Annotated in this window: 27 protein-coding genes; 4 read left to right on the forward strand and 23 right to left on the reverse strand. The window is 70.0% G+C overall.

Features of this window, described 5'->3' with window-relative positions; genetic code table 11:
* Positions 1-73 precede the first annotated feature (73 nt).
* Complete coding sequence (locus ABZ794_RS13680; protein WP_357515715.1) at positions 74-1,255, forward strand: aminotransferase class V-fold PLP-dependent enzyme; 1,182 nt, start codon at positions 74-76, stop codon at positions 1,253-1,255.
* Here ABZ794_RS13680 and ABZ794_RS13685 read toward each other — a convergent pair.
* Positions 1,189-1,947 (reverse strand): peptidoglycan DD-metalloendopeptidase family protein, encoded by a 759-nt coding sequence (locus ABZ794_RS13685; RefSeq protein WP_357515717.1) that lies wholly within the window; start codon positions 1,945-1,947, stop codon positions 1,189-1,191. The two genes, ABZ794_RS13680 and ABZ794_RS13685, sit on opposite strands and share 67 nt — an antisense overlap.
* Positions 1,948-2,194: 247 nt before the next feature.
* Here ABZ794_RS13685 and ABZ794_RS13690 point away from each other — a divergent pair, with 247 nt between their 5' ends.
* Positions 2,195-3,340, forward strand: a complete 1,146-nt coding sequence (locus ABZ794_RS13690) for a sulfite oxidase (RefSeq protein WP_210784364.1) — start codon at positions 2,195-2,197, stop codon at positions 3,338-3,340.
* Between the two features lie 63 nt (positions 3,341-3,403).
* Here ABZ794_RS13690 and ABZ794_RS13695 read toward each other — a convergent pair whose 3' ends face one another.
* The 12 genes from ABZ794_RS13695 to proS form a co-directional block, all read right to left on the reverse strand.
* Complete coding sequence (locus ABZ794_RS13695) at positions 3,404-3,727, reverse strand: DUF2469 domain-containing protein (protein WP_007075222.1); 324 nt, start codon at positions 3,725-3,727, stop codon at positions 3,404-3,406.
* Positions 3,724-4,536, reverse strand: coding sequence for a ribonuclease HII (locus ABZ794_RS13700; protein ID WP_210784365.1), 813 nt, complete (start codon positions 4,534-4,536; stop codon positions 3,724-3,726). Before ABZ794_RS13700 ends, ABZ794_RS13695 begins: the two co-directional genes overlap by 4 nt.
* Positions 4,530-5,015, reverse strand: coding sequence for an NUDIX domain-containing protein (locus tag ABZ794_RS13705; RefSeq protein ID WP_357515720.1), 486 nt, complete (start codon positions 5,013-5,015; stop codon positions 4,530-4,532). Before ABZ794_RS13705 ends, ABZ794_RS13700 begins: the two co-directional genes overlap by 7 nt.
* Positions 5,016-5,062: 47 nt before the next feature.
* Entirely contained in the window at positions 5,063-5,698 is a 636-nt protein-coding gene (lepB, locus tag ABZ794_RS13710) for a signal peptidase I (protein WP_210784367.1), read from the reverse strand.
* Positions 5,699-5,708: 10 nt separating this feature from the next.
* The gene (gene lepB / locus ABZ794_RS13715) at positions 5,709-6,578 is read right to left on the reverse strand and encodes a signal peptidase I (RefSeq protein ID WP_210784368.1); all 870 of its coding nucleotides are present in this window, start codon (positions 6,576-6,578) and stop codon (positions 5,709-5,711) included.
* A 183-nt stretch (positions 6,579-6,761) separates the two neighbouring features.
* A complete protein-coding gene (gene rplS / locus ABZ794_RS13720) occupies positions 6,762-7,118 on the reverse strand; it encodes a 50S ribosomal protein L19 (protein ID WP_007456548.1) in 357 nt (118 codons plus the stop codon).
* Between the two features lie 143 nt (positions 7,119-7,261).
* The gene (gene trmD, locus ABZ794_RS13725) at positions 7,262-8,035 is read right to left on the reverse strand and encodes a tRNA (guanosine(37)-N1)-methyltransferase TrmD (RefSeq protein WP_112588424.1); all 774 of its coding nucleotides are present in this window, start codon (positions 8,033-8,035) and stop codon (positions 7,262-7,264) included.
* Positions 8,036-8,046: 11 nt separating this feature from the next.
* A complete protein-coding gene (gene rimM / locus ABZ794_RS13730) occupies positions 8,047-8,658 on the reverse strand; it encodes a ribosome maturation factor RimM (protein ID WP_357515723.1) in 612 nt (203 codons plus the stop codon).
* Entirely contained in the window at positions 8,658-8,918 is a 261-nt protein-coding gene (locus ABZ794_RS13735) for an RNA-binding protein (protein ID WP_186718042.1), read from the reverse strand. Before ABZ794_RS13735 ends, rimM begins: the two co-directional genes overlap by 1 nt.
* Positions 8,893-9,408, reverse strand: a complete 516-nt coding sequence (gene rpsP, locus ABZ794_RS13740; protein WP_357515725.1) for a 30S ribosomal protein S16 — start codon at positions 9,406-9,408, stop codon at positions 8,893-8,895. Before rpsP ends, ABZ794_RS13735 begins: the two co-directional genes overlap by 26 nt.
* 229 nt (positions 9,409-9,637) lie before the next feature.
* The gene (locus ABZ794_RS13745) at positions 9,638-10,258 is read right to left on the reverse strand and encodes a DUF402 domain-containing protein (protein ID WP_357515727.1); all 621 of its coding nucleotides are present in this window, start codon (positions 10,256-10,258) and stop codon (positions 9,638-9,640) included.
* Positions 10,259-10,307: 49 nt separating this feature from the next.
* The gene (gene proS / locus ABZ794_RS13750) at positions 10,308-11,714 is read right to left on the reverse strand and encodes a proline--tRNA ligase (RefSeq protein WP_238691308.1); all 1,407 of its coding nucleotides are present in this window, start codon (positions 11,712-11,714) and stop codon (positions 10,308-10,310) included.
* A 238-nt stretch (positions 11,715-11,952) separates the two neighbouring features.
* Here proS and ABZ794_RS13755 point away from each other — a divergent pair, with 238 nt between their 5' ends.
* Complete coding sequence (locus tag ABZ794_RS13755; RefSeq protein ID WP_357515729.1) at positions 11,953-12,549, forward strand: TetR family transcriptional regulator; 597 nt, start codon at positions 11,953-11,955, stop codon at positions 12,547-12,549.
* 100 nt (positions 12,550-12,649) lie between these two features.
* On the opposite strand, the gene ABZ794_RS13760 is transcribed toward ABZ794_RS13755, so the two are convergent.
* The 4 genes from ABZ794_RS13760 to ABZ794_RS13775 all read right to left on the reverse strand — a co-directional run bounded on the left by ABZ794_RS13760 (position 12,650) and on the right by ABZ794_RS13775 (position 17,279).
* The gene (locus ABZ794_RS13760) at positions 12,650-13,729 is read right to left on the reverse strand and encodes an amidohydrolase family protein (RefSeq protein WP_357515731.1); all 1,080 of its coding nucleotides are present in this window, start codon (positions 13,727-13,729) and stop codon (positions 12,650-12,652) included.
* 65 nt (positions 13,730-13,794) lie between these two features.
* The gene (gene ffh / locus ABZ794_RS13765) at positions 13,795-15,354 is read right to left on the reverse strand and encodes a signal recognition particle protein (protein ID WP_210784375.1); all 1,560 of its coding nucleotides are present in this window, start codon (positions 15,352-15,354) and stop codon (positions 13,795-13,797) included.
* A gap of 114 nt (positions 15,355-15,468) precedes the next feature.
* Positions 15,469-16,125: a response regulator transcription factor gene (locus tag ABZ794_RS13770; RefSeq protein WP_210784376.1), complete on the reverse strand. Its 657-nt coding sequence runs from the start codon at positions 16,123-16,125 to the stop codon at positions 15,469-15,471.
* Positions 16,122-17,279 (reverse strand): sensor histidine kinase, encoded by a 1,158-nt coding sequence (locus ABZ794_RS13775; protein WP_357515733.1) that lies wholly within the window; start codon positions 17,277-17,279, stop codon positions 16,122-16,124. Before ABZ794_RS13775 ends, ABZ794_RS13770 begins: the two co-directional genes overlap by 4 nt.
* A 293-nt stretch (positions 17,280-17,572) precedes the next feature.
* Here ABZ794_RS13775 and ABZ794_RS13780 point away from each other — a divergent pair, with 293 nt between their 5' ends.
* On the forward strand, positions 17,573-17,719 hold the full coding sequence (locus tag ABZ794_RS13780) for a hypothetical protein (protein ID WP_357515735.1): 147 nt from the start codon (positions 17,573-17,575) through the stop codon (positions 17,717-17,719).
* 51 nt (positions 17,720-17,770) lie between these two features.
* Here the strand turns inward: ABZ794_RS13780 and ABZ794_RS13785 are convergent, their stop codons facing one another.
* From ABZ794_RS13785 to ABZ794_RS13810, 6 genes are all read right to left on the reverse strand, one after another.
* A complete protein-coding gene (locus ABZ794_RS13785) occupies positions 17,771-18,487 on the reverse strand; it encodes an acyltransferase (protein ID WP_357515737.1) in 717 nt (238 codons plus the stop codon).
* Positions 18,453-19,067 carry a histidine phosphatase family protein gene (locus ABZ794_RS13790; protein ID WP_357515739.1) on the reverse strand — a complete coding sequence of 205 codons (615 nt, stop codon included), beginning with the start codon at positions 19,065-19,067 and terminating at the stop codon, positions 18,453-18,455. The genes ABZ794_RS13785 and ABZ794_RS13790 overlap by 35 nt, the downstream gene beginning before the upstream one ends.
* On the reverse strand, positions 19,042-19,992 hold the full coding sequence (locus ABZ794_RS13795) for an alpha/beta hydrolase (protein ID WP_210784380.1): 951 nt from the start codon (positions 19,990-19,992) through the stop codon (positions 19,042-19,044). The genes ABZ794_RS13790 and ABZ794_RS13795 overlap by 26 nt, the downstream gene beginning before the upstream one ends.
* On the reverse strand, positions 19,992-21,095 hold the full coding sequence (locus ABZ794_RS13800; protein ID WP_238691303.1) for a hypothetical protein: 1,104 nt from the start codon (positions 21,093-21,095) through the stop codon (positions 19,992-19,994). The genes ABZ794_RS13795 and ABZ794_RS13800 overlap by 1 nt, the downstream gene beginning before the upstream one ends.
* Entirely contained in the window at positions 21,092-23,944 is a 2,853-nt protein-coding gene (locus ABZ794_RS13805) for a BTAD domain-containing putative transcriptional regulator (RefSeq protein WP_357515740.1), read from the reverse strand. The genes ABZ794_RS13800 and ABZ794_RS13805 overlap by 4 nt, the downstream gene beginning before the upstream one ends.
* Before the next feature lie 593 nt (positions 23,945-24,537).
* A complete protein-coding gene (locus tag ABZ794_RS13810) occupies positions 24,538-26,814 on the reverse strand; it encodes a [protein-PII] uridylyltransferase (RefSeq protein ID WP_238691301.1) in 2,277 nt (758 codons plus the stop codon).
* Between the last annotated feature and the right edge of the window lie 13 nt (positions 26,815-26,827).

Raw genomic sequence — 26,827 nt, forward strand, 5'->3', positions numbered from 1 at the left:
GAAGGACCGCGAGGCGCACCCGCGGGCCTGATCAAGGGCCGGAGGGCGCGAGCGTGGCGGTTACGATCATCAAGTGAGCGTCCCGAATCCTCCTGAGCCGATCCCGGGCGCCCGCCTGCTCTTCTCCCTGGACCCGGCGGTCAGCCACCTCAACCACGGCTCGTTCGGCGCGGTGCCGATCGGCGTGCAGCGCGCCCAGCAGCGGCTGCGCGACGAGATGGAGGCGAACCCGCTGCGCTTCTTCACCCAGGGGCTGGTCGACCGGATCGCGCACACCCGCCGGCACCTCGCCGGGTTCCTGGGCGCCGACCCGGACGGCAGCGCCCTGGTGGGCAACACCACCACCGGCGTCGCCGTGGTGCTCCAGTCGGTGGGCCTTCAGGCCGGCGACGAGGTGCTGAGCACCGACCACGGGTACGGGGCGGTGAGCCTGGCCATCCAGCGCGAGTGCCGCCGCACCGGAGCGGTCAGCCGGGTCCTGCCGATCCCCCTGGCCGCCACCGACGAGCAGATCGTGCAGAGCGTCCGCGCCGGCCTGCGCCCCGGGCGGACCCGGCTGCTCGTCGTCGACCAGCTCACCTCGGCCACCGCCAAGCTCTTTCCGACCGCCGCCATCGTCGGCGTGGCCCACGAGCACGGCGTGCCGGTCCTGGTGGACGCCGCGCACGCCCCGGGCATGCTGCCCACCCCGGTGGCCGGCATCGGCGCGGACTTCTGGGTGGGCAACCTGCACAAATGGGCGTACGCCCCGCGCGGGACCGCCCTGCTGGCGGTGGCACCGCAGTGGCGGGACCGGATCGAGCCGTTGGTGGTGTCCTGGGAGCAGGAGTCGGGTTTCCCGGCCCGGCTCGAGTGGCAGGCGACGCTCGACTACACGCCCTGGCTGGCCGCCCCGGCGGGCCTGTTCACGATGCGCAGTCTCGGCGTCGACCGGGTGCGGGCGCACAACGCGGCGCTCGCCGCGTACGGCCAGCGGGTGGTGGGGGACGCCCTGGGGGTGGCTCCCGCCGATCTGCCCGACCCCGGCGGACCGGGGGTGGCGTTGCGCCTCATCCCGCTGCCGGCCGGCACGGGCACCACTATCGACGCGGCGCGGGCGTTGCAGGCGCGGATCGGTGAGCGGCTCGCCGCCGAGGTGGCGGTGATGAGTTGGAGCGGCCGGGGGTGGCTGCGGCTCACCGGCCAGGTCTACAACGCCGCCGACGAGTACGAACGGCTGGCCGCACGGCTGCCGGCACTGCTCGCCCAGCGCTGACCGGCCGCGTGGGAGCGGACGTCGGGACCGGACCGGCCGCGAGCGGACACCGAGACCGGAGCGACCGGGAGTAGGCGCACCGGGCCGAGGCCGAGCAGGGCCAGCGGGTCGAGATACTCATCGCCCCGACGTAGGCCCCAGTGCAGGCACGCCTCGGCCGGGCAACCCGGATGCCCGGGCAGCAGTTCGCCCAGCGGCGCGCCGGCGGTGACCGGCTGACCGGGGCGCACGGCGGGTTGGACCGGTTCGTGGGTGGTCCGCAGCCCGTCGGCGTGCCCCACGGTGACCACCGGTCGACCGGCCACCAGGCCGGCGAAGAGCACTGTGCCCGGCCCGGCGCTGCGGATCACCGCTCCGGCCGGGGCGGCCAGGTCGACGCCGCGATGGCCGGGCAGCCACGGTCGCGGCGGCCTGTCGAACCGGCGCACCGGACGGGGTGGCCCGTCGACTGGCCAGCGGAACCGCCCGGCGGGCGGCGGGTCGGCGACCGGCACGGCCAAGGCCGCGCCCGGCACGGTCGGGTCGGCGACCGGCTCCCCCAGGGCCGCGACCGGCACGGTCGGGGTCGGGGGTTGGCCGGGCACCGCCGCTAGCAGCACCGCCAGCCCGCAGAGCTGGACGGTCAGTGCGAGGGGGAGCGCGGCGCAGAGCAACACCGTGCGGCGGATTGAACGGACGGATGGCTGTCGCATGACGGCAGCCTCCGGCCGACGTGGGGTTCTCCGCCGGCCCGGCCGACGGGGCTGTGGACAACCGGAGGTGCTGTGGACGACCACCCGACGCCCTCGATGATCTGCTATGCCCCCGGGACGGCGGGACGCTGTCCACGGCCCGCCGCGCGAGCACTGGCCGTACCTTCGGTGCCGTTTTCGGGCCGCCACCGAGGGCCTAGGCTGGGCCGCGTACGGCGGGTGCCGCCGTCTGTACCGGGGAGGCCGCATGACCACTCTCGATGACCGGACGTCGTCCCCCACCGGGCCCACGGTGGCCGAGGTGAGCGGCCCGTCCCGGCTCGCGGAGCCGGAGGAGACGATCAGCGCCGAGGAGTTGCAGCTCGCGGCCCGCAACCACGGCATCCCGTTGGAGGCGCTGCGCTACGACGTCACCCCGGCCGGGCTGCACTACCTGCTGATCCACTACGACATCCCGGAGCTCGACCCGGCGGCGCACACGTTGACCATCGGCGGCGCGGTGGACCGTCCGTTGACGGTCACCCTCGCCGACCTGCGCGAACGGCCCCGCGTCACCCGGCAGGTGACACTGGAGTGCGCCGGCAACGGGCGGGCCCTGCTGCACCCCCGGCCGGTCAGCCAGCCCTGGCTTGTCGAGGCGGTCGGCAACGCGGAGTGGACCGGCACTCCCCTCGCTCCGCTGCTGCGGGAGGCGGGCGTCGACCCGGACGCGGTGGACGTGGTCTTCACCGGGGCCGATCACGGTGTGGAACGTGGGATCGAGCAGGACTACCAGCGGGCGCTTCCGGTCGCAGACGCGCTGCGCGAGGAGGTGCTGCTGGCGTACGAGATGAACGGCGCTCCCCTGCTGCCGCAGCACGGTGCGCCGCTGCGGCTGATCGTGCCGGGCTGGTACGGCATGGCGCACGTGAAGTGGGTCCACTCGATCGAGCTGCGGACCGAGCCGTTCGAGGGGTACCAGAACGCGGTGGCCTACCGGGTACGCCGCGACGCCGCCGACCCGGGTGTGCCGGTCACCCGCATCGAGCCGCGGGCGCTGGTCCGCCCGCCCGGCTTCCCGGACTTCATGTCCCGCCGTCGGGTGCTGCGACCCGGCCCGTGCACGCTGGATGGTCGGGCCTGGTCGGGGCACGCCCCGGTGGTCGCTGTGGAGGTGACCACCGACGGCGGGCAGAGCTGGGCGCCGGCCGAGCTGGACCCGGCGAACGCGGGGGACTTCGCCTGGCGGCGCTGGCGGCACGAGTGGGTGGCTACCCCCGGCTGCCGGTACGTGCTCGGCGCGCGGGCGACCGACGCGTCCGGGCGGACCCAGCCGGTCGAGCAACAGTGGAACCGTGGTGGCTTCGCCAACAACATGGTGCAGCGGGTCGAGGTCGTGGTGCCGGCCGAGTGATCGGCGGCGGGGGTCACGCCACGGATGGGGGACCCGTGGCACGGCCCGGCGGCTCGGGTGCGCTCAGCCGCCGAAGCCGGAGTCGGCGGGCAGTGAGATGTCGGGCTTCTCCAGCTCCTCGACGTTGACGTCCTTGAAGGTCATCACCCGGACGTTCTTCACGAAGCGGGCGGGACGGTACATGTCCCACACCCAGGCGTCGTGCATCTCGACCTCGAAGTAGACCTCGCCGTCGGAGTTACGCACGTGCAGGTCGACCTGGTTGGCCAGGTAGAACCGACGCTCCGTCTCCACCACGTAGGAGAATTGGCGGACAATGTCGCGGTACTCCCGGTAGAGCTGCAGCTCCATCTCGGTCTCGTACTTCTCGAGATCTTCCGCGCTCATCGCACTCCGCCTTCCATGGCCACATCTTCCCCCACCGGCGTCGGAGGCCGAGGCTGCTCGCCCAACGCCACGCCGACGGTACCCCCTGACGCCCACGAGCGCTCCATCGGCTCATCCGAGCCGTGGCCGCCGGGCCGTCGGGCGCGCGGCGGCCGGCCGTCGCGGCCGGAGACCGCTGCGACATTGACGTACGAGAACCGGTGCTCCCGGCACGGCCCGTGCTCCCGCAGCGCCGCCGAGTGCTCCGGGGTGATGTAGCCCTTGTGCTCGGCGAAGCCGTACGCCGGGAACACCCCGTCCAACTCCACCATGAGCCGGTCCCGGGTGACCTTGGCCAGCACACTGGCCGCCGCCACACACGCGGCCACCCGGTCGCCCTTCCACACCGCCAGCCCGGGCACACCCAGGCCGTCCACGCCGAACCCGTCGGTCAGCACGTACTCCGGGCGGGTGGTGAGCGAGGCGAGCGCCCGGCGCATCGCGGCCAGGTTGCACACGTGCAGACCCCGGGCGTCGACCTCCTCGGCCGGGATGACCACCACGGCGTACGCGAGCGCCCGGTCCACGACCTCCGCGTACACCCGTTCCCGGCTGGCCGGGGTGAGCAGCTTCGAGTCGGCCAGCCCCTCGATCTCGCCGCGTCGCCCCTCGGGCAGCACCGCCGCGGCGGCGACCAGCGGACCGGCACACGCCCCCCGGCCCGCCTCGTCGGCGCCGGCGACGTGCCGGAAGCCACGCCGCTGCAACGCCCGCTCCAGGGCGTACAGGCCGGCCTCGCGGCGCACCACGGTGCGCGGCGGGGTCAGCACGACGCCTCGCCCTGGCCGGCGGCGGTCGACTGCCCCAGCCGGGTCAGCAGGGCGGGCAGTTCGGGCGGGTAGAACCGGTCACCGCTGGCCGCCAACTCGTCCGGAACCCACCAGCGGTGGTCGGCGATGCTGCGTCGCTCGATGTCGTTGAAGCCCGTGGTGTCCACCCGCCAGGAGTCCACCCGGAAGAGGAAGAAATCCTGCTCCTGGCGGTACCAGATGCCGTCGAAGGAGAACTCGGTCGCGTCGGACCAGACCGGCTCGCCCAACTGGGCCGGGTCGAGCCGCAGGCCGGTCTCCTCGGCCAACTCCCGGGCCGCGCCCGCCGCCGGGGACTCCGACGGATCGAGCCCACCGCCGGGGGTGAACCAGTATCGGTGCCCGGGTCGGGCCGGGTCGAAGCCCTCGAACAGCAGGACCCGGCCGGCCGCGTCGACGAGCAGCACGCGGGCCGCGCGTCGAGGGGTGTAGACGGTCACCGCACCAGCCTGCCAGACCGAGGACGGATCGCCCACGCCCCGTCGGCCTACGGTTTGGGAATGCCGTCGAACCCGTCGGGCACCGTCAGCCAGGTGGCCCGGTTGACCGGCCAGAAGACTGTGAACGCCCGCCCGACCACGTCGTCCTCGGGGATGGTGGCCTCGGTGATGTTCTGCTGGGACTGCTGCCAGTGCTCCAGTGAGTCGCCGGAGGCCGACCGGTGGTCGCCCATCACCCACAGCCGGCCCTCCGGCACGGTGATGTCGAACTCCTGGTCGGCGGCCTTGTCACGAATCCCGTCCATGGAGAAGATGTACGGCTCGTCCAGCGACTTGCCGTTGATCATCAGCCGTTCCTCGGGGTCGCAGCAGACCACGTGGTCGCCGGGGATGCCGATCACCCGCTTGATGAAGTCCTCACCGTCGGGGTTACCGCTCCACGCGGTCGGAGCCTTGAACACGATCACCTCGCCGCGGTGCGGTGACCGGAAGTCGTAGACCAGCTTGTTGACCAGCACCCGGTCATCGATCTTGAGAGTGTTCTCCATGGACGGGGAGGGGATGAAGAAGGTCTGCAGCACGAAGGCGCGGACCAGCACCGCGACCAGGATCGCCACACCCAGCAGGATCGGCAGCTCCTTCCAGAAGGAGCTGCGCGGCTTGTCGGTCTGCTCGTCAATCACGCCAAGGAGCCTACGTTGCCCGGCTGGACGGCACCGTCCGGAACGCGCGGGAACCGCCTAGTGCGACTGCCAACGGAAGCATCAGCAGCACACCGCCCTGCGGAGTCGGTCGCGCCGGAGTCGCACCGGGGGACGCCGTGGCTGGCCCGGAGACGTCCTCGAACGTCGACGGCACCGACAGCGCGCTCCACCGCGACGACGGCCAGACCACCATGAAGGCCCGGCCGACCACGTTGTCGATCGGCACCGGCCCCTGGCAACGCGCGTCCTGGGAGACCTCGCGGTGGTCACCCATCACGAAGAGCTGACCGGGTGGCACGACGATCTCGTCGAAGCGCCGGGAGCGACACTCCGCCGGGTTGGGTGGCAGGTCCAGGGGTGAGTCCCGCAGGACGTACGACTCGTTGAGCGGCGTGCCGTTGACTGTCACCCGGCCCTGACTGTCGCAGCACTCGACCCGGTCACCGGGGAGACCGATCACCCGCTTGATGAAGTCCTTCTCGCCGGGGCGGCTCACCCCGACCAGGTCGCCGACGGTGCGGGCGAGCCGGCCGCCGACGCCGGGCTTCGGCTGCTCGTCGACCTGCGGCGCCCAGCGGTCGGTGCCCCGGAAGACCACCACCTCGCCGCGCAGCGGGTCACGAACGTCGTAGACGACCTTGTTGACCAGCACCCGGTCACCGACGAGGAGGGTGTCCTCCATCGAGCCGGACGGAATGAAGAAGGCCTGGAGCAGGAAGGTACGGATCAGCACCGCGAGGCAGAACGCGACCACCAGCAGCAGCGGCAACTCCTGCCAGAGAGGCATCTGCCGGCGGGTGCGGCGAGCCCGTCGGCGCCACGGATCGACGGTGCCGTCCTCGTCAAGCGTCTGCACCACGCCACTCCCCGGTCCGCAGAAAACACCACCGCCCGGGAGCCTCGTCGAGGCTCCACGGGCGGTAGTGGACAACTACCCGCCACCTGGGCGGGACCGCTGCCTCGCTGCGCCCGTATCGACCAGGGTAGTGCGCTCTGGTCGGTACGGCATACGCGCAGCTCGGGCGGCGTGGCGAGCGGGAAGTCAGCTGGGCTGCTTCTCCCGCTTCTCCTTGATCTTGGCCTTCTTGCCGCGCAGCTCGCGCAGGTAGTAGAGCTTGGCGCGACGCACGTCACCGCGGGTCACGATCTCGATCCGGTCGATGCCCGGGCCGTTGAGCGGGTAGGTCCGCTCGACGCCGACACCGAAGCTGACCTTGCGGACCGAGAAGGTCTCGCGCAGACCGTCACCCTGGCGGCGGATCACGACGCCCTGGAAGATCTGGACACGGGACCGGTTGCCCTCGACGACGCGGGCGTGCACCTTGACGGTGTCACCGGCCCGGAAGTCGGGAAGGTCGGTCCGCTTCGACTGGGCGTCAAGGGCGTCCAGGATGTTCATCGCTGCGTCCTCGTAAGGCTCACGGCGCACCGTCACTCGGTGCGCGGGTGGGTGATTCTGATTCCCGGGTGGTGATCGGCGGACCGACCCCGGTCGGGGATCCTCGCAGCCGACCGCGGGCGCGGACGGATGCGGCAACCCCCCTACTTTGCCACATCCCCCGGTGGAGGTTGAAATCCGGCCTGGTCCAGGGCCGCGATGTCCCGTTTGTCGAGCCGGTCGGCGGGCAACGCGGCCAGCAGGTCCGGCCGGCGGGCGGCAGTGCGCAGCAGACCCTCCTCGCGCCGCCAGCGGGCGATCTTGCCGTGGTCACCGGAGCGGAGCACCTCCGGCACGTCGTGCCCTCGCCAACTCGGCGGCTTCGTGTAGATCGGCGCCTCCAGCAGCCCGTGCGCGTGCGACTCCTCGTCCAACGAGCCCGCGTTGCCCAGCACCCCCGGCAGCAGCCGGGTGACCGCCTCCAGCATCACCAGGACCGCGACCTCGCCGCCGAAGAGCACGTAGTCACCGAGCGACACCTCGGTGACCGGCATCCGGGTGGCGGCGTGCGCCAGGACCCGCTGGTCGATCCCCTCGTAACGGCCGCAGGCGAAGAGCAGATGCGACTCGGCCGCGAGCTCGTACGCCATGGCCTGGGTGAAGGGGGCACCGGCCGGCGACGGCACCAGCAGCCGTGGCGGCGGGGCGTCGAGCGGCGCGAGGGCGTCCAGTGCCTCCCCCCACGGCTCGGGGCGCATCACCATTCCCGGCCCGCCACCGTAGGGGGTGTCGTCGACGGTGCGGTGCACGTCGTGGGTCCAGGTCCGCAGGTCGTGCACGGCGAGTTGGAGTACGCCGTTGGCCCGCGCCCGTCCGATCAGCGACAGGTCCAGCGGGGCGAAGTACTCCGGAAAGATCGACACGACGTCGACGCGCATGCGGGCTGGTCCTAAAGGTCGAGCAGTCCGGCTGGCGGGTCGACGATCACACGTCCGCCGGCCAGGTCGACCTCCGGAACGATCGCCCGGACGAACGGGATCAACGCGGTACGCCCCTCGGGGCGTCGCAGCACCAGCAGGTCGGACGAGGGCGCGTGGTCGATGCGGGCGACCTCGCCCAGGCGTTCGCCGGCCGGGGTCACCACGGCCAACCCGACCAGCTGGTGGTCGTGGAACTCCTCCGGGTCGTCCGGTGGGGTCACGTCGGCGCTGTCCACCACGAGCAGCGTTCCGCGTAGCGCCTCGGCGGTGTTGCGGTCCGGGATGCCCTCGAACGCGATCAGCACCCGACCCTGGTGGAAGCGGGATTCCTCGATGGTCAGCTCGGCGGGAACCCGGAACGGCACCCCGGGCTCATCGCTGGCTGTCGGGGGCGTCGCCCCCGGCTCGGTGCGCAGCACACCGCTGCTGCGCGGGGACGCAGTCGGGGGCGTCGCCCCCGGCTCGGTGCGCAGCACCGTGCCGGGGGCGAACCGTGCCTCGGGCTCGTCGGTCCGCACTTCCACGGTGACCTCACCGCGGACACCGTGCGGCTTGCCGATCCTGCCGACGACGAGCTGCATCAGTACGAGTCGACGATGTCGACGCGAACCCCGCGGCCGCCGATGGAGCCGATCACCTGGCGCAGCGCCTTGGCGGTCCGGCCGGACCGCCCGATCACAGTGCCGAGGTCCTCGGGGTGCACGCGGACTTCGAGCCGCTTGCCCCGACGGGAATCGACAAGCCTCACCCGGACGTCGTCCGGGTGGTCGACGATGCCCTTGACCAGGTGCTCCAACGCCGGACGCAGTGGCATGTCAGGCCTGCTCACCGGCGTCGGCAGCGGCCGGGGCCTCGGCCGGAGCCTCGGTCTTCGGCGCCTCGGCGGCCGGAGCCTCAGCCGGAGCCTCGGTCTTCGGAGCCTCGGTCTTCGGAGCCTCGGCAGCCTTGGCGGCCTTCTTGGCCGGCTTGGCCGGGGTCTCCGGGGCGAGCCCGGCGGCGGCCTTCGCCTCAGCCTCGTACGCCGCCTTGCGGTCGGCCCGCTCGGGGGCGACCAGGAGCGGCGGCGGGGCCGGCAGGCCCTTGTACTTCTGCCAGTCACCGGTCAGCTCCAGCAGCCGCTGCACCGCCTCGCTCGGCTGAGCGCCGACGGACAGCCAGTACTGGACCCGCTCCGACTTGACCTCGATGATCGAGGGGTCTTCCTTGGGCTGGTAAACCCCGACGAACTCGATCGCCCGACCGTCGCGCTTGGTGCGCGAGTCGGCGATGACGATGCGGTACTGCGGGTTGCGGATCTTGCCCATCCGCAGGAGCCGGATCTTTACGGCCACAGTTGTTTCGCTCCTGTTGCGATCTCACCGGCCCAGGCGGGCGGTGTGCATGGGTGAGCGCCGACCGGACCCGTGGGGTTGGGCCGGAGACTACTCGGTGGACTGGCGACGTGCCCGGGTTAGAGGGCGCCGGACGCGCGCCGGATACCAGCGACCTATTCTGCCAGATCCGCTGCCGATCTCCCGCACCGGACCCGTACACCGCGTTGTCGGTGACCGGGGATACCGCTCAGCGCACCGGTGGACGATCCCATCCAGGCGGCAATTTGTTCGGTATGCCCCACTCTGGTGGGGGTGTGAAGTCACACCAGGTGCCATCGAAGGGGAACTCGCCGGCCTCGGCGAGCGCGATCGCCCGCTCCCCCTCGGCGCGGACCGCCTTCTCGTCGGTCACCCAGTAGTCGGCGCCGAAGGCGAGCCGCTCGACGAACTCGCCCTCGTCCTTCCACTCCCAGCTGCGGTCCGGCCACACCACCACGTCCAGGTCCTGGTCCACCACGTCGACGCCGGCCGCCAGGCCGTCGTCCCAGCGGACACCGGCCTCCTCGAGGTTGACGTACCAGTGGGCGAACCGGCCCTGGGCGTCCCGGAACCACCAGACGGAGTACGCCGCCCCCGTGGGCAGGAACTTCAACAGCGGCGGGCCGTCCCAGCGACCCTCCGCCAACCGGTACGTCGACGAGATCCACTCGGCGAACGGCATCGCCCGCATCCCCAGCCCGGCCTCGGTCACCTCGTGGGCCACCGGCGAGTCCCGGGCGATCCAGACCAACAACCCTCGATCGTCGTCGCTGACCACGCGGGCCGGCCGGACCCACCCGATCCGGCCGTGCCGCACGTTCCGATGCATGATCAGCCGACCCGGCTCGAACCGGTCGACGGGGTTGCCCGGCCGCACCTCAGTAGGCGCGGGCGAGGATGGCGACCAGATCCGGCTCGTCCTCCGAGTCCGGTACCGAGCCGTCGGCGCGCAGCAGGCAGCGCACCGTGACGCCCTGACCGTTCGCCTCCGCCTCGCCGGCCACGCCGACCGCCGACCACGGCACCCGCGCCCAGCCGGTCGCGGCGGCCTCGATCGCCTCGGCCAGGGTGGCCACCTCCACGGTGCGCGACTCGCGGTTGGCCAGCGCCTGGTCGTGCAGCACCTGCTGGTCGGTCTCGAGGGCGGCCAGCACCGCGGTGACCACGTCCGCCACCGGCGTCGGGGTCTTGGAGCCGTCGGTCCGACGCACCACCGTCGCGTTGCCCACGGCCAGGTCACGGGGGCCGACCTCGACGCGTACCGGATAGCCACGCAGCTCGGCGTCGACGGCCCGGCGGCCGAACGGGGTGTCGGTCCGGTCGTCGAGCGCGACCCGGACACCGGCGTCGCGCAGGCCGTCGCGCAGCTTGGCCGCCGCCTCGCCGACGCCGTCGCCGTCCTTCACGATCATGACGTACGCCTGGATCGGCGCGAGCCTCGGCGGCACGCGCAGGCCGTTGTCGTCGCCGTGCGCCATGATCAGGCCGCCGAGCATCCGGGTGGACGTGCCCCAGGAGGTGGTCCAGGCGTGCTCCCGGCCGCCCTCCTTGGAGGAGTAGCTGATGTCGAACGCCTTGGCGAAGTTCTGGCCCAGCTCGTGGCTGGTGCCCAGCTGCAACGCCTTGCCGTCGCCCATCATGCCTTCGCAGGTGTACGTGGCCGTCGCGCCGGCGAAGCGCTCGCGCGTCGTCTTCAGGCCGACCACGACCGGAATGCCGATCACGTTGACCATCAGGTCCTCGTACGCCTCGTGCAGGATCCGCCGCGCGTACGCCCGGGCGTCCTCACGGGTGGCGTGCGCGGTGTGCCCCTCCTGCCAGAGGAACTCGCTGGTACGCAGGAAGATCCGCGGACGGAGCTCCCACCGGACCACGTTCGCCCACTGGTTGAGCAGCAGCGGCAGGTCCCGGTACGAGTCGATCCACTTGGCCATGAACTCGCCGATGACCGTCTCGCTCGTCGGGCGCACCACCACCGGCTCGGCCAGGGGCTTGCCACCACCGTGAGTGACGACCGCCAACTCCGGCGAGAAGCCCTCGACGTGCTGCGCCTCGCGCTTGAGGTAGCTCTCGGGGATGAACAGCGGGAAGTACGCGTTCTCCGCACCCGCCGCCTTGATCCGAACGTCCATCTCAGCCTGCATACGCTCCCAGATCGCGTAGGCGGCCGGTCGGATGACCATGGTGCCGCGAACCGGGCCGTTGTCGGCCAGCTTCGCCTTGGCGATCAGGTCCTGGTACCAGCGGGGGAAATCCTCCGCACGGGGAGTGAGCACGCGTGCCATGACCGCACATCCTATGCGCCGCCCGTCAGGGCGGTGCGCTCGGGCGCGGCATCGTTGGCGTCCGCCGTCAAGACCTTCCTCGATCGGCACGCCGGAGCGGCTCCCACCCCCGACCCCGAACCCCCGATCTGGCGCACCCGGCCGCGAACCGGGTGCGCTGGGTGACCCGACACCGCCAGCCGACCAGCCCGATCGTCGACCGGTCCGGCCGACACGCCAGCCCTACACTTCGACCACCATGATTGAGCAGAGGGGCCCCACCCCGGTACGGGCCGGCATCGTCGACGCCGCCCGCGCGCTGACAGTCGCGACCGGATGGGACGGCGTCCGGATGGGTGCCGTCGCGAACGCCGCCGGGGTGAGCCGACAGACCGTCTACAACGAGTTCGGCAGCAAGGCAGGGCTGGCCGAGGCGCTCGCCCGCGCCGAGGTGGACCGGTTCGTCGGCGCCGTCCGGGCCGCTCTGCTCGCCCACGGCACCGACGTACGGGCCGGCGCGTACGCGGCCATCGCGCACACCCTCACCACGGCTGCGGAGAATCCGCTGATCAAGGCGATCCTGACCAGCGCCCGGGGCGGCTCGGACGAACTGCTGCCGTACCTCACCACCCGGGCCGAGGTGGTGCTCACCGAGGCGTCCGGCGCTCTGATCGACTGGGCCGGCGACCACCTGCCGGGAGCGAATCACGCCGCGCTGACCTTCGCCGCCGACACCATCGTCCGCCTGGTGGTCAGCCACATCGTGCTCCCCCGTGAACCGATCCAGCAGACCGCCACGGCCCTCGCCGACCTCGCCGTACGCCTCTTCAGCGCCGCCGCCCGCCCAGCCCCCTGACGCCGCGCACCCGCCCACCCGCCGACGCCGCGCACGGCCCGGAACAGCCCGGCGCGGCGGTGCGGCGCGGTGCGGCGCGGCCGGGGCGACGCTCTCGGGGTTAGCGGACGACGCGGCCGCGGAGGATCGTGCGGGACGGGGCACGGACGACGCGCAGGTCACTACGGGGGTCTTCGGGGTAGACGGTCAGGTCGGCGAGGCCGCCTTCGACCAGGCCGGTGAAGCCGAGCCACGCGCGGGCGCCCCAGGAGGCGGCGGCGAGGACGTCGATGGGCGCCATTCCGGCCCGTTCGTGCAGCAGCAGCATCTCCTCGGCGGCCAGCCCGTGATCGATGCCGCCACCGGCGTCGGTGCCCACGTAGATGGGCACCCCAGCCTCGTACGCGGCACGCACCACCTCGGGGAAGCCGTCGCGCAGCGCGAGCATGTGGTCGGCGTACCCGGGGAACTTGCCCCGCGCCTGCTCGGCGATGCCCCCGAAGGTGGCGATGTTGATCATTGTGGGGACCAGGGCGGTGCCCTGGCGGGCCATCTCGTCGATCAGGTCGAGGCTGAGCCCGGTGCCGTGCTCCACCGAGTCCACCCCGGCGCGCACCATGATCTCGACGGCCGACTCGGAGAAGGTGTGCACCGCGGCGCGTACCCCGGCGTCGTGCGCCGCCCGCACGGCGGCGGTCAGGGTGTCCGCGTCCCAGGCCGGCGCCAGGTCACCGACGCCCCGGTCGATCCAGTCGCCGACCAGCTTGACCCAGCCGTTGCCGGCCCGCGCCTGCGCGGCCACATTGGCGGCCACCTCGGTCGCGTCGACCTCCACGCCAATGTCGCGCAGGTAGCGCTTCGGCGGGGCGACATGCTGGCCCGCGCGGGCCAGTCGCGGCAGGCCCGGCTCGTCGTCGAGTTCGGGGTACGGGTACGGCGAGCCGGCGTCCCGGATCGCCAGCACCCCGGCGTCCCGGTCGACGTGGGCCAACGCGCGGGCCTGGTCGAGCGAGGTGATCGGGGCGCCACCTCGGGCGATGCCGATGTGGCAGTGCGCGTCGACAAGCCCCGGCAGCACGAAACCGCCGTCGACGACGGTCTCCGCACCGGGCACCGGGGTGAAGGTCACCCGGTCGCCGACCAGCCAGAGATCCCGCACCTCGTCGTCGGGGAGCAGCACGCCGCGCACATGTTGAGCCATGCGCACAGTCCTACCCGATCACTCCCCGTCGGGGGCGAGCAGGTGGTCCTCGACGAGCACAGAGGTCAGCGAGGGCGGTTGTCGCCACCCTTGCCGAGCTTGTTGAAGTCGATCTTCGGGAGCTTGAAGCCGGGCGGCAGACCCTGGCCGCCAGCAAGGTCGTTCGGGTCCATTCCCGGCGGGAGCTGCGGCATGCCACCCGGGAAACCGCCCGGGAGCCCGGCACCGGCGCCGGTACGCGGACGACCGCCGCCCTTGGTGCCCTTGCGCTTGTTCTTCGGCGACTTGGTCGCCTTACGGCGGCCACCGCCGGGCAGGCCCATCATGCCGCCCATCTGCTTCATCATCTTCTGCGCGTCGGCGAAGCGGTTCAGCAGCTGGTTGACGTCCATCACGGTGACCCCGGAGCCGTTGGCGATGCGCGCCCGGCGGGAACCGTTGATGATCTTCGGGTTGGTCCGCTCGCCCGGGGTCATCGACCGGATGATCGCGGTGACCCGGTCGAAGTGACTGTCGTCCAGGTCGGCGAGCTGGTCCTTCATCTGCCCCATGCCGGGCATCATGGCCAGCACGTTGGCGATCGGGCCCATCCGCCGCACCGCGATGAGCTGGTCGAGGAAGTCGTCCAGGGTGAACTGCTCACCGCCCATCAGCTTGGCGGTCATCTTCTCCTTCTGATCGGAGTCGAAGGCCTGCTCGGCCTGCTCGATCAGAGTGAGGACGTCGCCCATGCCGAGGATCCGGCTGGCCATCCGGTCGGGGTGGAAGACGTCGAAGTCCTCCAGCTTCTCACCGGTGCTGGCGAACAGGATCGGCTGCCCGGTGACCTCGCGGACCGACAGCGCGGCACCACCACGGGCGTCGCCGTCGAGCTTGGAGAGCACCACACCGGTGATGCCGACGCCGTCGCGGAACGCCTCGGCGGTGCGGACGGCGTCCTGACCGACCATCGCGTCGATGACGAAGATGACCTCGTCCGGCGAGACGGCGTCGCGGATGTCGGCGGCCTGCTGCATCATCTCGGCGTCGATGCCGAGCCGGCCGGCGGTGTCGACGATGACGATGTCGCGTGCGGCGCGCTTCGCGTGCTCGATCGACGCGCGGGCCACCTGCACCGGGTCACCGGTGCCGTTGCCGGGCTCCGGGGCGTACACCTCGACGCCGGCCCGGCCACCGAGCACCTGGAGCTGCCCGACGGCGTTGGGGCGCTGGAGGTCGGCGGCGACGAGCAGCGGCTGGTGCCCCTGCCCCTTGAGCCAGCGGGCCAGCTTGCCGGCGAGGGTCGTCTTACCGGAACCCTGCAGGCCGGCCAACATGATCACCGTCGGCGGCTGCTTGGCGAACTGGAGCCGTCGCCCCTCGCCGCCGAGCACCTTGATCAGCTCTTCGTTGACGATCTTGATGATCTGCTGGGCCGGGTTCAGCGCCTGGGAGACCTCGGAGCTGCGGGCCCGCTCCTTGACGGCCGCGATGAACCCCTTGACCACCGGCAGCGCGACGTCCGCCTCCAGCAGCGCGAGGCGGATCTCGCGCGCGGTGGCGTCGATGTCGGCGTCGGTGAGCCGCCCCTTGCCGCGGAGCTTGGTGAAGATCCCGGACAGGCGGTCACTCAAGGTGTCAAACACGCGAACATCCCGTTTGTCAGTGTTCCGGCGGGCACAACGCGGCCGGCACTGCGGAGTCCGGCCACCGCTAGGGTAACCGCCCGACCGTAGGGCCGCTGTCGCCCGGCCTGGGCCTCACCCCGACACCAACCCCGACTGGTACGCGAACACGACGAGCTGGGCCCGGTCCCGGGCTCCCAGCTTGCCCATCGCCCGGCTGACGTGGGTCCGCGCGGTCGCCGGGCTGACCACCAACTGTGCGGCGATCTCCTCGTTGTTCAGGCCCTCACCGACCAGACCGACGACCTGACGCTCCCGATCGGTCAGCGCCTCCAGCCGAGGATGCGGACGAAGCACCCGGGACGGCCGAATGGCGAACTCCCGCACCACCCGACGGGTCACCGACGGCGACAGCAGCGCCTCCCCCTCGGCGACGAGCCGGATCGCGCGCAGCAGCTCAGCCGGCCTGGTGTCCTTGGTGAGGAAACCGCTCGCACCGTGCCGCAGCGCGTCGAAGACGTACTCGTCCAGCTCGAAGGTGGTGAGCACCACCACCCGCGTGCCGGTCAGATCGGGGTCGGCGACGATACGGCGGGTCGCCTCGATGCCGTCGATGCCGGGCATCCGGATGTCCATCAGCACCACGTCCGGCCGTTCCCGGCGGGCCAACTCGACCGCCCGCAGCCCGTCGGACGCCTCGCCGGCCAACGCCAGGTCGTCCTCGCTCTCCACCAGCGCGCGCAGCCCGAGCCGGACCAGGTCCTGGTCGTCGGCGATCAGCACCCGGATCACGTCGTCGGCTCCACGGGCAGCCCGGCGTACACCCGGAACCCGCCCCCGGCGCGCGGCCCGGTGGTCAACCGCCCGCCCAGCGCCGCGACCCGCTCGCGCATCCCGGCCAGACCGTGGCCACCCTGGGCGTCGGCCGGAGCCGTCCCGGCGCGGCCGGCACCCGCCCCCCGGTCGGTGACCTCGACGGTCACCTCGTCGACGCGGTAGTCCACTGTCACCTCCGCGCTCGCCACCCCCGCGTGACGCAGCACGTTTGTCAACGCCTCCTGCACCACCCGGTACGCGGCCAGGTCGACAGCGGCCGGCACCTCCCGGGGGTCGCCGACCACGCGCACCTCGACGGCGAGCCCCGCCCCGGCGAGCCGGTCGCGCAGCGCGGGGAGCCGGGCCAGGCCGGGTACCGGTTCGCGCTCGGCACCCCGCCGCACCGCGCCCAGGGTGACCCGCAGCTCGTCCAGCGCCTCGCGGCTGGTCCGGCTGATCGCGGTCAGCGCCATCTCCGCCTGTTCCGGCCGCTTCGGCAGCAGGTGCAGGGCGATCTCCGCCTGCATGCTGATCGCGGCCAACCCGTGCCCCACCACGTCGTGCACCTCCTGCGCGATGCGCAGCCGCTCCTCGTCGGCCTGCCGTCGCGCCTGCTCAACTCGGCCGCGGGCCTCTTCGGCACGGGTACGCGCGGTCGCCTCACGGCTCACCCGCACCACCACCCCCACCGCGAACGGTACGACCACCCAGGCCGACGCGGGCAGCACTCCCGTCCAACCCGGCGCCGGCCCCCGCCCGAAGAAGACGTGCGCCAACAACAGAGCGAACGCGCCACCGGTGGCGAGCGCCGCCGGTCGCACCGGCAGCCGCACGGCCACGGTGTAGACCGCGACCAGGAACGTGACCAGAATCGGCCCGTACGGGTAGCCGATCAGCAGGTACGTCGAGGTGGCCACGGTGACCACGGCGAGGGCGGCGACCGGAGCACGCCGCCGGACCAGCAGGGCGAGCGCGGCGACGGCGATCAGCACCCGACTGGCGGCGTCCACCGGCCTCGACCCCGGCTGGTTGTCCCCGGCCAGACCGGTGGCGAGCAACCCGAACCCGAGCAGCACCAGGGCGAGCGCGGCATCGCTCACCGTCTGCCGCCCCTGCCCGCCGAGTCGCATGGTCGTCATTCTGCCCGCGCCGAGCCGGACCGTCGTGCGCTCGCGAGCGGCGTCACCACTACGTCCTCGTACGTACCCGCCGCGGCCAGTTCACCGCTCAGCACCACTCCTGCCTGCCACGCTCCGGGACGGTCAGCGTGAGGTCAGCGTCCTGCCCTGTGGCCACCGACGTCAGCGAGCCGATCAGTCAGACGTCAGAGGGGCACCATCGACGAGCAGGTCCGACGTCAGCGCTGCCCGCAACACTGTGGACGTTGATTACGGCCTCGAGCAAAGGAGAGGAGGTGACACCAATGGCCAACAATTCGGGCACCCCGTCCACGAACACCGCGCGGGTGCTGACCCAGGCGCTGCAGAGCTGGCCGAAGGCGTTTCGCGCCTCGATGCTCATCACCGTCATCATGTTTGACTGGTTCCTTCTCTCCCGGATCTTCGGGTAGCCGAGGAGCCAACTGACCAGTGGGCGCCGGCTTGGCCAGTCGGCGCCCACTCTATTGTTCTGGCACCGTTGACGATCGCCTCCCGATCACTCTCGCCGGGACGCCGGCCACCACTGTGAACGGTTCGACATCCCGGGTCACGACGGCCCCCGCACCGACGACCGCGCCAGCGCCAATATTCACCCCCGCCAAGACACAGCAGTGCGCACCCAGCCACACGTCGTCGCCGATCGAGATCGGAGCCAGATCATGGCCCTGATTTCGGATCCGAACGTCAGGCCTCGCGTACCGGTGGTTACCACTATTAATCACGCAGTAGGGACCGATCAGCACGGCGCTGCCAATAGTGACCGTAGTGGGCGCGGTGATGAACACACCTCGATTAATGAAGACATTGTGACCCACCAACACGTTCGCCGGATAATAGATTGTGACGTCCGGAAACACGCACAGGTCCCCTTGGCAGGCCCCGAGTGTCTTGGCATAGAACCACGATCGCATCTGCAGGTCCGATCCGACCGACGACGTCCTGGCTAGTTTCGCCTGGATGATCTGCCACGTGTGCGATCCGGCCTGCATCCGGCGCGTCAGGACACGCAGGCAGAGGAACCGGATTCGATTGACGAGCTCATGAAGGACGTAGAACGGCTGACCCCCACGCCCCCACGCCGCCTCGAAGAGCAGAATTTCCTTTCGCATTACGGCCGCGCACGCCGCCCTTGAAGCACCCAGCTCACCGCGTCGCCCCTGCCCCACGAGGGCTGACAATGTCTACAACCGTGGGAACTAGGAACTCGACGTCGGCAGCGTAGATCTCGTGCAGGGGAATCTGGCCGATCAGGTGAAGCGCGGTCCGTATCCAGCCATTGTGACAAACCACGGCGGGGACCTCGGGCTCGCCCCGCGAACCTGCATCGGCAAGGAATCCCTCGATGCGAGCCGAGAAGGCCTCCAGGCTCTCACCCCCGGGCGGTGTGAAACCGGGATCAAGGTGACCACTCGCGAGGAAAGCCTGCGGGAATCGGCTCCGGACCTCACCCTTTGGCATCCCTTGCCACTCACCTAGGTGGCGCTCCGACAGTCGCACATCGGGGACCGGTATCAGCTGCGGAAATAGCATCTCGGCCGTCGCACTGGCCCGGGACAGAGGCGAGCAGTAACACACCGTAAAATTGAACGAATCCCAGTCCTCGGCACTGGCCGCAGCGAGCTGTAGCCCTTCCGGCGATGCGGGTACGTCCAGACTGCCCATGTAGACCTGTTTATGGTTACTGATCGTGGGGGCGTGCCTCAAGAATACGAGTTGCCGTGACTCAGCCACCTCAGACCACCTTCGCCTTGGCGCCATCAAGTGCTCTACCCAGCCATCTGGAAGCCTCGCCAACCACCGCCGCCGCACGAGTGATAGCGCGAGTCTGCATGGCGAAACCGTGCATTTGATCCTCCAAATGCCAGTGATCCACACTGACGCCCGACGTGGCAAGGCGCGCACCGTAGGCGGCGCCTTCGTCTCGCAAGGGGTCAAATTCAGCAGTCAGCAGCAAGGTTCTCGGCAGGCCGGCCAAGTTTCCGCGGAGCGGGCACAGGTACACGTCGTCGCGGGACCACTCGGCCGGCAGGTAGTTCCGCCAGGACCAGTCCATGAAATCGTGATTGAGCGAGTAGCCGGTGCCACGCTCGATGTACGAGGGAGGTAGCGGGTCGGGATAATCCGTCACCGGATACATCAGCAACTGGCAGGCGATCGCAGGTCCACGACGATCCCGCGACAACATCGCGAGCACCGTCGCAATTGTGCCACCCGAACTGTCCCCCGCGACTGCCAACGCTCCTACATCCACACCTAGCTCATCAGAATTGGAAACGACCCAGAGTAATGCCGCGTAGGCGTCCTCAACCGGCGCCGGGTACTTGTGCTCCGGCGAGCGACGGTGGTCTACGGAGATGACGACGGCTCCGGCGCCCCTGCTGAGGAGGGAACAGAGCCGATCGTGGGTGTCCAAGTCGTTGACCGTCCACCCGCCACCGTGAAAGAACAGCACCACCGGAATGTCATCGCGGTCGTCGGGGCGGTAGACGCGAACCGGCAGACCACCCAGAGGGCCTGGGATCACCAGATCGACTATCTGTTTGATCGGCTCCGGCTCACCATTGATGAAGGCGGACCGCATCCTTTCCCTCGCCTCCTGCGGGGGTAGCGTGTAGACGGGAGGTAGACCGCTCGATGCGGCGGCAGCAACCAGGGCTTGGGCCTGCGGATCCAGTTCGGCCATCACATGTCTCCTGTTCGGTGGTGCGAGAACACTTGCTCCAACTTCGCGATGACCCTGCCCGGACAATCGCGCAGAACATTGCGTAGCGTCAGGTCTTCGTTGAACTGCCGGATGGACAAAAATGGCTGACCCGCAAGAGAGGCCGAGAGGGGGTACCGACGACCGGCTATCTCAAGGTGGGCCCTACCTCGCTGAATTGACAGTGGCGCGGTGGCTTCCACGCCGAGACCATGCGGGGTCAGCATCCGTGCCCCATGCTGCGTAGCGACCTCATTGTCGCCCCCGCTCGATGCCTCAATGAGGTAAATTGGCTCGGATGGACGCGTCAGCAGGAGATAGATGGGCTGGATCGCTGGCAACCACTGACAACCGATCGCCACGCTGTTGGAGTCGGGCATGCCGTAGTGAAGGACGGAAAGTATCTCTTCGCCGAGCCCTGCTCCGCCGACGACAAGCTCCGCACACATGCGCTGTCGCTGCCGCTGGTAGCTTTCGAGCATGTTGACGATTCGCCCGAAGTTCTCGGCTGATTTGCCAGAGATGTATCGCAGGTATCGCCCGTCCTTCGCCTGAAAAGTACGGATGTTGTCCGAGTACCAGTTTCCCGGCGCAGGGTACAGCCCGTTGTACTGTTTCTTGAACTCGGCTGCGGAAGCATGCAGAACAAGGTATCTGCCGCGCGGCAGCGCACCATCCTCTCGCACCTCCGCCAGGATGACGAAATGGTTTCCCGTGTCAAAGTTCCAACTAAAACTTGAATCACGTTCAACAATTGCCTTGGCACGTTCGACGGCGTTGGCGAAGCTTTGCCGGTCAGCGAACTCCGCATTCGTGCGAAACATGCTCACGCCACACAGGTTGACGGTGGTGTCGACCGGCACGAACGGAACCGAGGACTCCCAGCGGTAGAGCGCGCCAGTCAGAAAGCCCCCGTGAATACGTCGCACATTATGGGGCACACCCAGATCGGGCATCGTCACGATTTCCGCATCGCACGAACGGCCCGAGGCCTCACTCGATGCCCAGCCCAGCAACTCCTCGGTCCGCTTCAGTTCGGGCAGCAACTGCAGCTGGGTGCTGTCCAGAGGGCCGAGCGACCTCATGCGTCCACCTCCGCGCGAAGAGTGATGGCGCGTCGCCCAAGTCCGAGGCGCTCATAAAGGTCGGCGGCCAGGGAAAACTCGGCCGTGGCCGTCGCAGTGTCCCCCAGGAGGCGCGCGCACTGTCCACAGAGTCGGTGAAGGTCAGCCTCGTACCGCCGGTCCGAAACTTTCTCCACCGTCCACCTCAGCCGGTCCAGGCTCGCTCTGACGCTATCGAGGTCATTCTTCGTTGCGGCATCATTCAGACGCAGCTCGGCTATCTGCAGATCTATCAGGATCTCTGCCCGCTGATAGGACTTCTCCCGGGCGTGCTCCCTGGCCCATTCGAACAACTCCATCGCCTCGTCGTACCGGTGCGAGCCCTGCCGGGCCAGACAGACCGCCAGCCAACGCACGTTCGCATTGTGATTTTCCGGCCCAAGGACGTCCGACTCCTGCAAGTTCGCCCGCCAGCCGCTTTCCGCCTCTTGCAACCGCCCCTCTGCGAGCAGGTACAGCGAGTACGCGTGCCGATATTCGGCCAACACCCTCACGTCGAACCGTTCGGCCTGAGCGAGCAGTTCCTGCAACCGAGGCATCGCCTGCTCAACGGCAGCGGCATTCTCCTGCTTGGACGCGATGTTGAGTTGGTACACCAGAGCGTCAAACTCTGCCTCCGCGTCATTCGCGTGACGGGCCGCCTCCGCCCGAAGCAGATGCACGTTCGGACTACTCGACCAGAACCCCCGAACGTAGTAGTAATAGCGAACGTTCCTGGCAATGGCGATCACACTGTCGAAGCGACCGTGGTGCATCGCCCAGGCAAGTGCATATTCGATGTTCAGGCGCATTCCGGGGGTATCTAGCAGAGCCAGCCGCTCGATCTCGCCCGGGCAGAATCCAATCCGCTCCGTGAAGCGCTCGCACCAGTCGAGCCAGGCGACGCGGACCTGCTGAAACATACCCTCGGGATCGGACCGGCTGGCCGCCAGCGGCTCAACCCGATACCACGAACCGCTGCGGCCCGGATAGGTGAGGCGTGACAGGAAATAGAGGTCACACAACTCCTCAAGCGCGTCCTCGAAATTGGGCGGCCTAGCACATATCTCATCGATGGTGTCCGCATCGACTCCGTACGGGAAACAGGTTGCGGTGGCGAGTACCAGCCGAGCGGACTCGGACATGGAGGACCAACTGCCGCGAAGCAGATCTTGCAGGACGACGTCAACGCGTCGCCGCTCCCCCACGTGGTCGACGTCGTCAAGACCCGAGATCTGCTCGACCAAACTCTGCACGCTGCGTCCACGGCGCTTCACCTGCCCCAGCGCCCACTCGATCAGGCGGGGATTGCTGTTCGCCGCCGACACGAGCGTGTCTCGCGCTCCAGCATCCTCAGCCATGTCCGTCAAACCGAGTCGGCGCACCGCTTCTGTGTAGAACGTTGCTGCTTCGACGGCAGTGAGGCCGCGCACCTCAATGTCTTCGCAATAGGATCCGAGATTCTTTGGCCGAGCGATCGTCGTTATGATCACTTTGCTCGGCTCCGGGACGGTTCGCAGCCAGCTGGCGAGATCCTGGTCCTCGATCGTTTCATAGTTGTCGATGACGACGAGCGTCCGGATGTTCCGCAGCATCCGAGTCACCTCGAAAACCTTGAGCTGCGGCTCGAGGCCCGCGATTCCACGATGGTCGGTGACGTACGCGATGAGATCCAGCACTCTGCCCAGAGTCGTGGTGCCCGGCCGTTCCCGGTCAGAGACCCAGACCACCGCGACGAACGTCGACTCCTGGGCGAACCGTTGTGCTGCCGCGAATTCACGAGCGAGTGACGACTTTCCGGTGCCGCCGATCCCGATCAACGCGATGATCGGCAGTCGTTGCGCGGTGGCTTCCGCGATCTGCTTCCACAGTCCGTGCCGCATGATGAAGTGCGAGTAGGTCGCGGGAGGCAAGTTGTCAGTGAAGGCGACGCTATCCGGCCGGAGGGAGTTGTACGCCGCGGCGTCGAGCGTGTTCGGTCCGGCCACCTCCTCAGGCTCAGCCACCACCTCCAGCTCAGCGCTGAGAGCTGACCTCGCCTGCCGAGGAATTTCCCCCGTCGTCGGCTTGCCCGCGAGGCGACGCCGCTCCACGCGCTGGGGAGACCTCAACCACTCGTTGTTGAGGACGAGGCGATGGAGCTCCTGGAGATGCGCCGAAGGCTCTATGCCCTCATTACGGAGCATTTCGATCGCGCCACGGCATGCCTCGCCGGCGGTTCGTGCACCCTGTTGGTGGTACAGCGCCTCAATCCTCACCTCCAAGGCCTCCTCCCAGAAGGGATCCTCGGCGAGCAACTGCTCGGCATGACCGAGCAGCTCACCAAAGCGGTCGGTGTCCAGAAGCGCCCGCAGGTGCTTCAGCTGGACCCCCCTCCTCGTGTGCTCGAACGCGTCGACGTACGGCCTCAGGTCCTCGGACTCATACAGCTCTTTCGGGAACTTGGCGCGCCACAGTCGAAGGGCTGCGGCGTACTCCTCGGCAGCCTCTTCAACCTGGCCCTCGTTGACCCACATGTCGCCCTGCTTGTCGCGCGCGTTGAACTGCGCAAGATCTGTCGGCGCATCGAGCCGGTACCTCGCCCCCTGCGTAACAATTCCCTGGCCCGGACTCAGCTCCACCTTCTTACGGATCGTTCGGACCGTCGACTCAACGACGTTGACATCAGTAAGGCGCTCCCCCCAGGCCAATGCGAGAAGGAGCCCCTTCTCCAAAGGACGAGGCGCGGCCAACGCAAGGGCCGCCGTCACGGCTGCGGCCTTGCCGGTCAGGTGGACCACCTTGTCCGAGCTGACGTGTACCTCCACGGGACCGAGCACCGAGAAGAGCACCTCGGGTTGGATCCGGCCCTCCCCAGGTCTTGCGACCCCTGGCTGCCCTGCCGCTGATGGCTCGGTGCTTGCCGATGTTCTTAACGCCCCACGCTGAGCTTCTGCTGACATCTGGCTGACGTGCCCTTCGGGAAGGCGCCTCAGAGGAGACGACGGCTAGATTCTTGAGGGTCGGCTCCGCCGTTGAAACAGAGACACGCGTCGAGCGCACCAGCATGGTGCGTGATTCGACACAGGTCTATTACTCAGATTGCCGGTGGACGACTCGTTCAACTCTTCGTTCGTGCTGACTACCAGCCAGGCGACCTGGCCAGCGCCGATGGCGCCTACGTGCACCGGCAGAGGCTCGCTGAGGCACCCCGCCGGGCACTTCGCCCAGCCAGGACAGACAGTCACCGGGACATACCTCGTGTTGACGGCCGAGTTTGCGTTGATGCTCCTATAGACGACTGATCAGCATCGGCTTCAGTCGGATTGCGGACGTTCGCTTGGCAGCCGCGCACCGGTGGCTGCTCGCGGCCTGGAACCGATTGGCTGCGGCTGAAGCGGGGTTGACGCCTGCGGCACTGGGAGATGCGGAGCATGAGGCGAGATCAGACGGCGGCCAGGACCGCAGCCTCCAGTCGGGCTCGGGTCGCGTCGTCCGGCCAACCGCCCACCAGATAGAAGGCGTCGACCACGTCGGCGCCGAGGGTGGAGATGCGGGCCGCGCGAACCAGGGCGCCGGCCTCGTCGAGCGCGCAGGCGACCCGGTAGAGCAGCCCGGCGGCGTCGGCGGCGCGCAGTTCCAGCAGTACGGCGTCGGTGGCCGCCTCGCGGTGCCAGACCACTCGTGGAGCCGCGCCACCGCCACGGCTGGCGAGCGCACGGCCGCGCAGCCGTTGGGTGACCGACACGTCGCCGGCGACCGCCCGGCGCAGGTCGGCGCGGAGCGGGACCGGGTCCGGCGGGAGGCCGTAGCGAGGCTGCACCCGGCACTCGACCAGGGCCCGGCCGTCGACGGCGGAGGCGTCCGCGGAGATCACCTCCAGCCGGTGCAGCGCCAGGCAGCCGGCCACCGTGGCGAGCAGACCCCGCCGGTCGGCCGCCGCGACCGACACCCGGTCGCCGGTCAGGTGGACGACCGGCAGTGGACCGGCCAGCAGCTCCGGGTCCGGTGCGGGTGGCTCGGGGAGTACGCCGGTGTCCAGCGCGGTGCGAACCCGGGCCACCAGCTCGGCGACGAGCCGGCCCTTCCAGTCCGACCAGGCCGCCGGCCCGGTTGCCGCCGCGTCGGCGCGGACCAACGCGTGCAGCACGTCGAGGGTGCCGGTATCGCCGACCGCCTCGGCCACCGAGGCGATGGTGACCGGGTCGCTCAGGTCCCGGCGGGTGGCCACGTCGGGCAGCAGCAGGTGCAACCGGACCAGCTTGCCGATCAGCTCGACCTCTGCGGTGGGCAGGCCGACCCTGGTGGCCACCGCCTGGGCAACCGGCACACCGACGGTGCTGTGGTCACCGGGGAGGCCCTTGCCGATGTCGTGCAGGAGAGCGCCGAGGAGCAGCAGGTCGGGGCGCTCCACCTCGCGGGCGTGCCGGCTGGCCTCGTGCGCGGTCTGCACGAGGTGCCGGTCGAGGGTGAAGCGGTGCACCGGGTTGTGCTGGGGCAGGCTGCGCAGCCGGGTCCACTCGGGCAGCCAGCCGTCGACGAGCCCGTACCGGTCGCAGGTCTCCCAGGCCGGCACCAGGCCGGCACCGGCGCCGAGCAGGGTGATCAGCGCGGCCCGGGCCTCGGCCGGCCAGGGGGCCGGAAGGGGCGGGCAGTACGCCGCCAGCCACTCGCAGGTGGCCCGCGCGATGGGGATTCGGGTCGTGGCCGACGCGGCGGCCACCCGCAGCGAGAGGCTCGGGTCGGGGCGTGCCCCGATCGCCGTGCGGGCGAGCACCAACTCGCCGTCGTGTTCGACGACGTCGCGGGCGACCGGGCGGCGGGCCGGGCGGCCGTTGCCGCCGCGGGAGCGGCCGGAGCGCAGCCGGTCGGCGGCCCGGAAGGCGTCGTCCAGGGCGTGGCTGACCGTGCGGGCGTCACCGGCGACCCGACGCAGCAACGCGTCGCCGTCTTCCAGATTGAGCAGGGTGGCCACTCCGTCGCGCTCCTGGGCGACCAGCCGGTCGACCCGTCGGCCGACCTGCTGGTGCAGCGCGTCGCGGGTGTCCAACAGGCGCAGGTGGGCGGCGCGTACGGCAGGGCGCAGCGCGTCGGTGATGCCGGCGGCGGCGATCGCCCCCAGCAGCCCCACGTCACGCAGACCACCGGCGGCCTCCTTGAGGTCACCCTCCAGCAGGAACGCCAGCTCGCCGTGAGCCTGCCAACGGGCTTCGGTGACCTCCCGCAGGCCGGGCAGGTGCCGGACGGCGGTACGCCGCCAGTGATCGGCGGCGGTGCGGATCAGCCCGTCGGCCAGCGCCTGGTCCCCCACGACCAGCCGGGCGTCGAGCAGCCCGAGGGCGACCTTGACGTCGTCCTGGGCCACCGAGAGCGCCTCGGCGACGGTGCGTACCGAATGGTCGAGCCGCAGGCCCGCGTCCCAGATCGGGTACCAGACCGAGGCGGCCAACTCGTCAGTGCCGGGCACCCCGGCGTGCAGCAGCACCAGGTCGAGGTCGCTGTACGGAGCACACTGCCGCCGACCCAAGCCCCCGACGGCCAGCAGCGCCACCCCGTCCCGCGCAGGCAGCAACCCCCGCAAGAACGAGTCGTACGCGGCAGCCCGCCCCCGCCGGGCCGCTTCCCCGATCCCCCCGGGAACGCCGACGACCTCGTTGATCAAGAGGTTCGCGTCGCCGTCGTCGGCGGGTCCTGACGCGTTCTTCTTGATCAACGAGGTCATGTCAGTCGAGGTC

The sequence above is a fragment of the Micromonospora sp. NPDC047187 genome (assembly GCF_040643355.1).
Lineage (GTDB): Bacteria > Actinomycetota > Actinomycetes > Mycobacteriales > Micromonosporaceae > Micromonospora > Micromonospora salmantinae.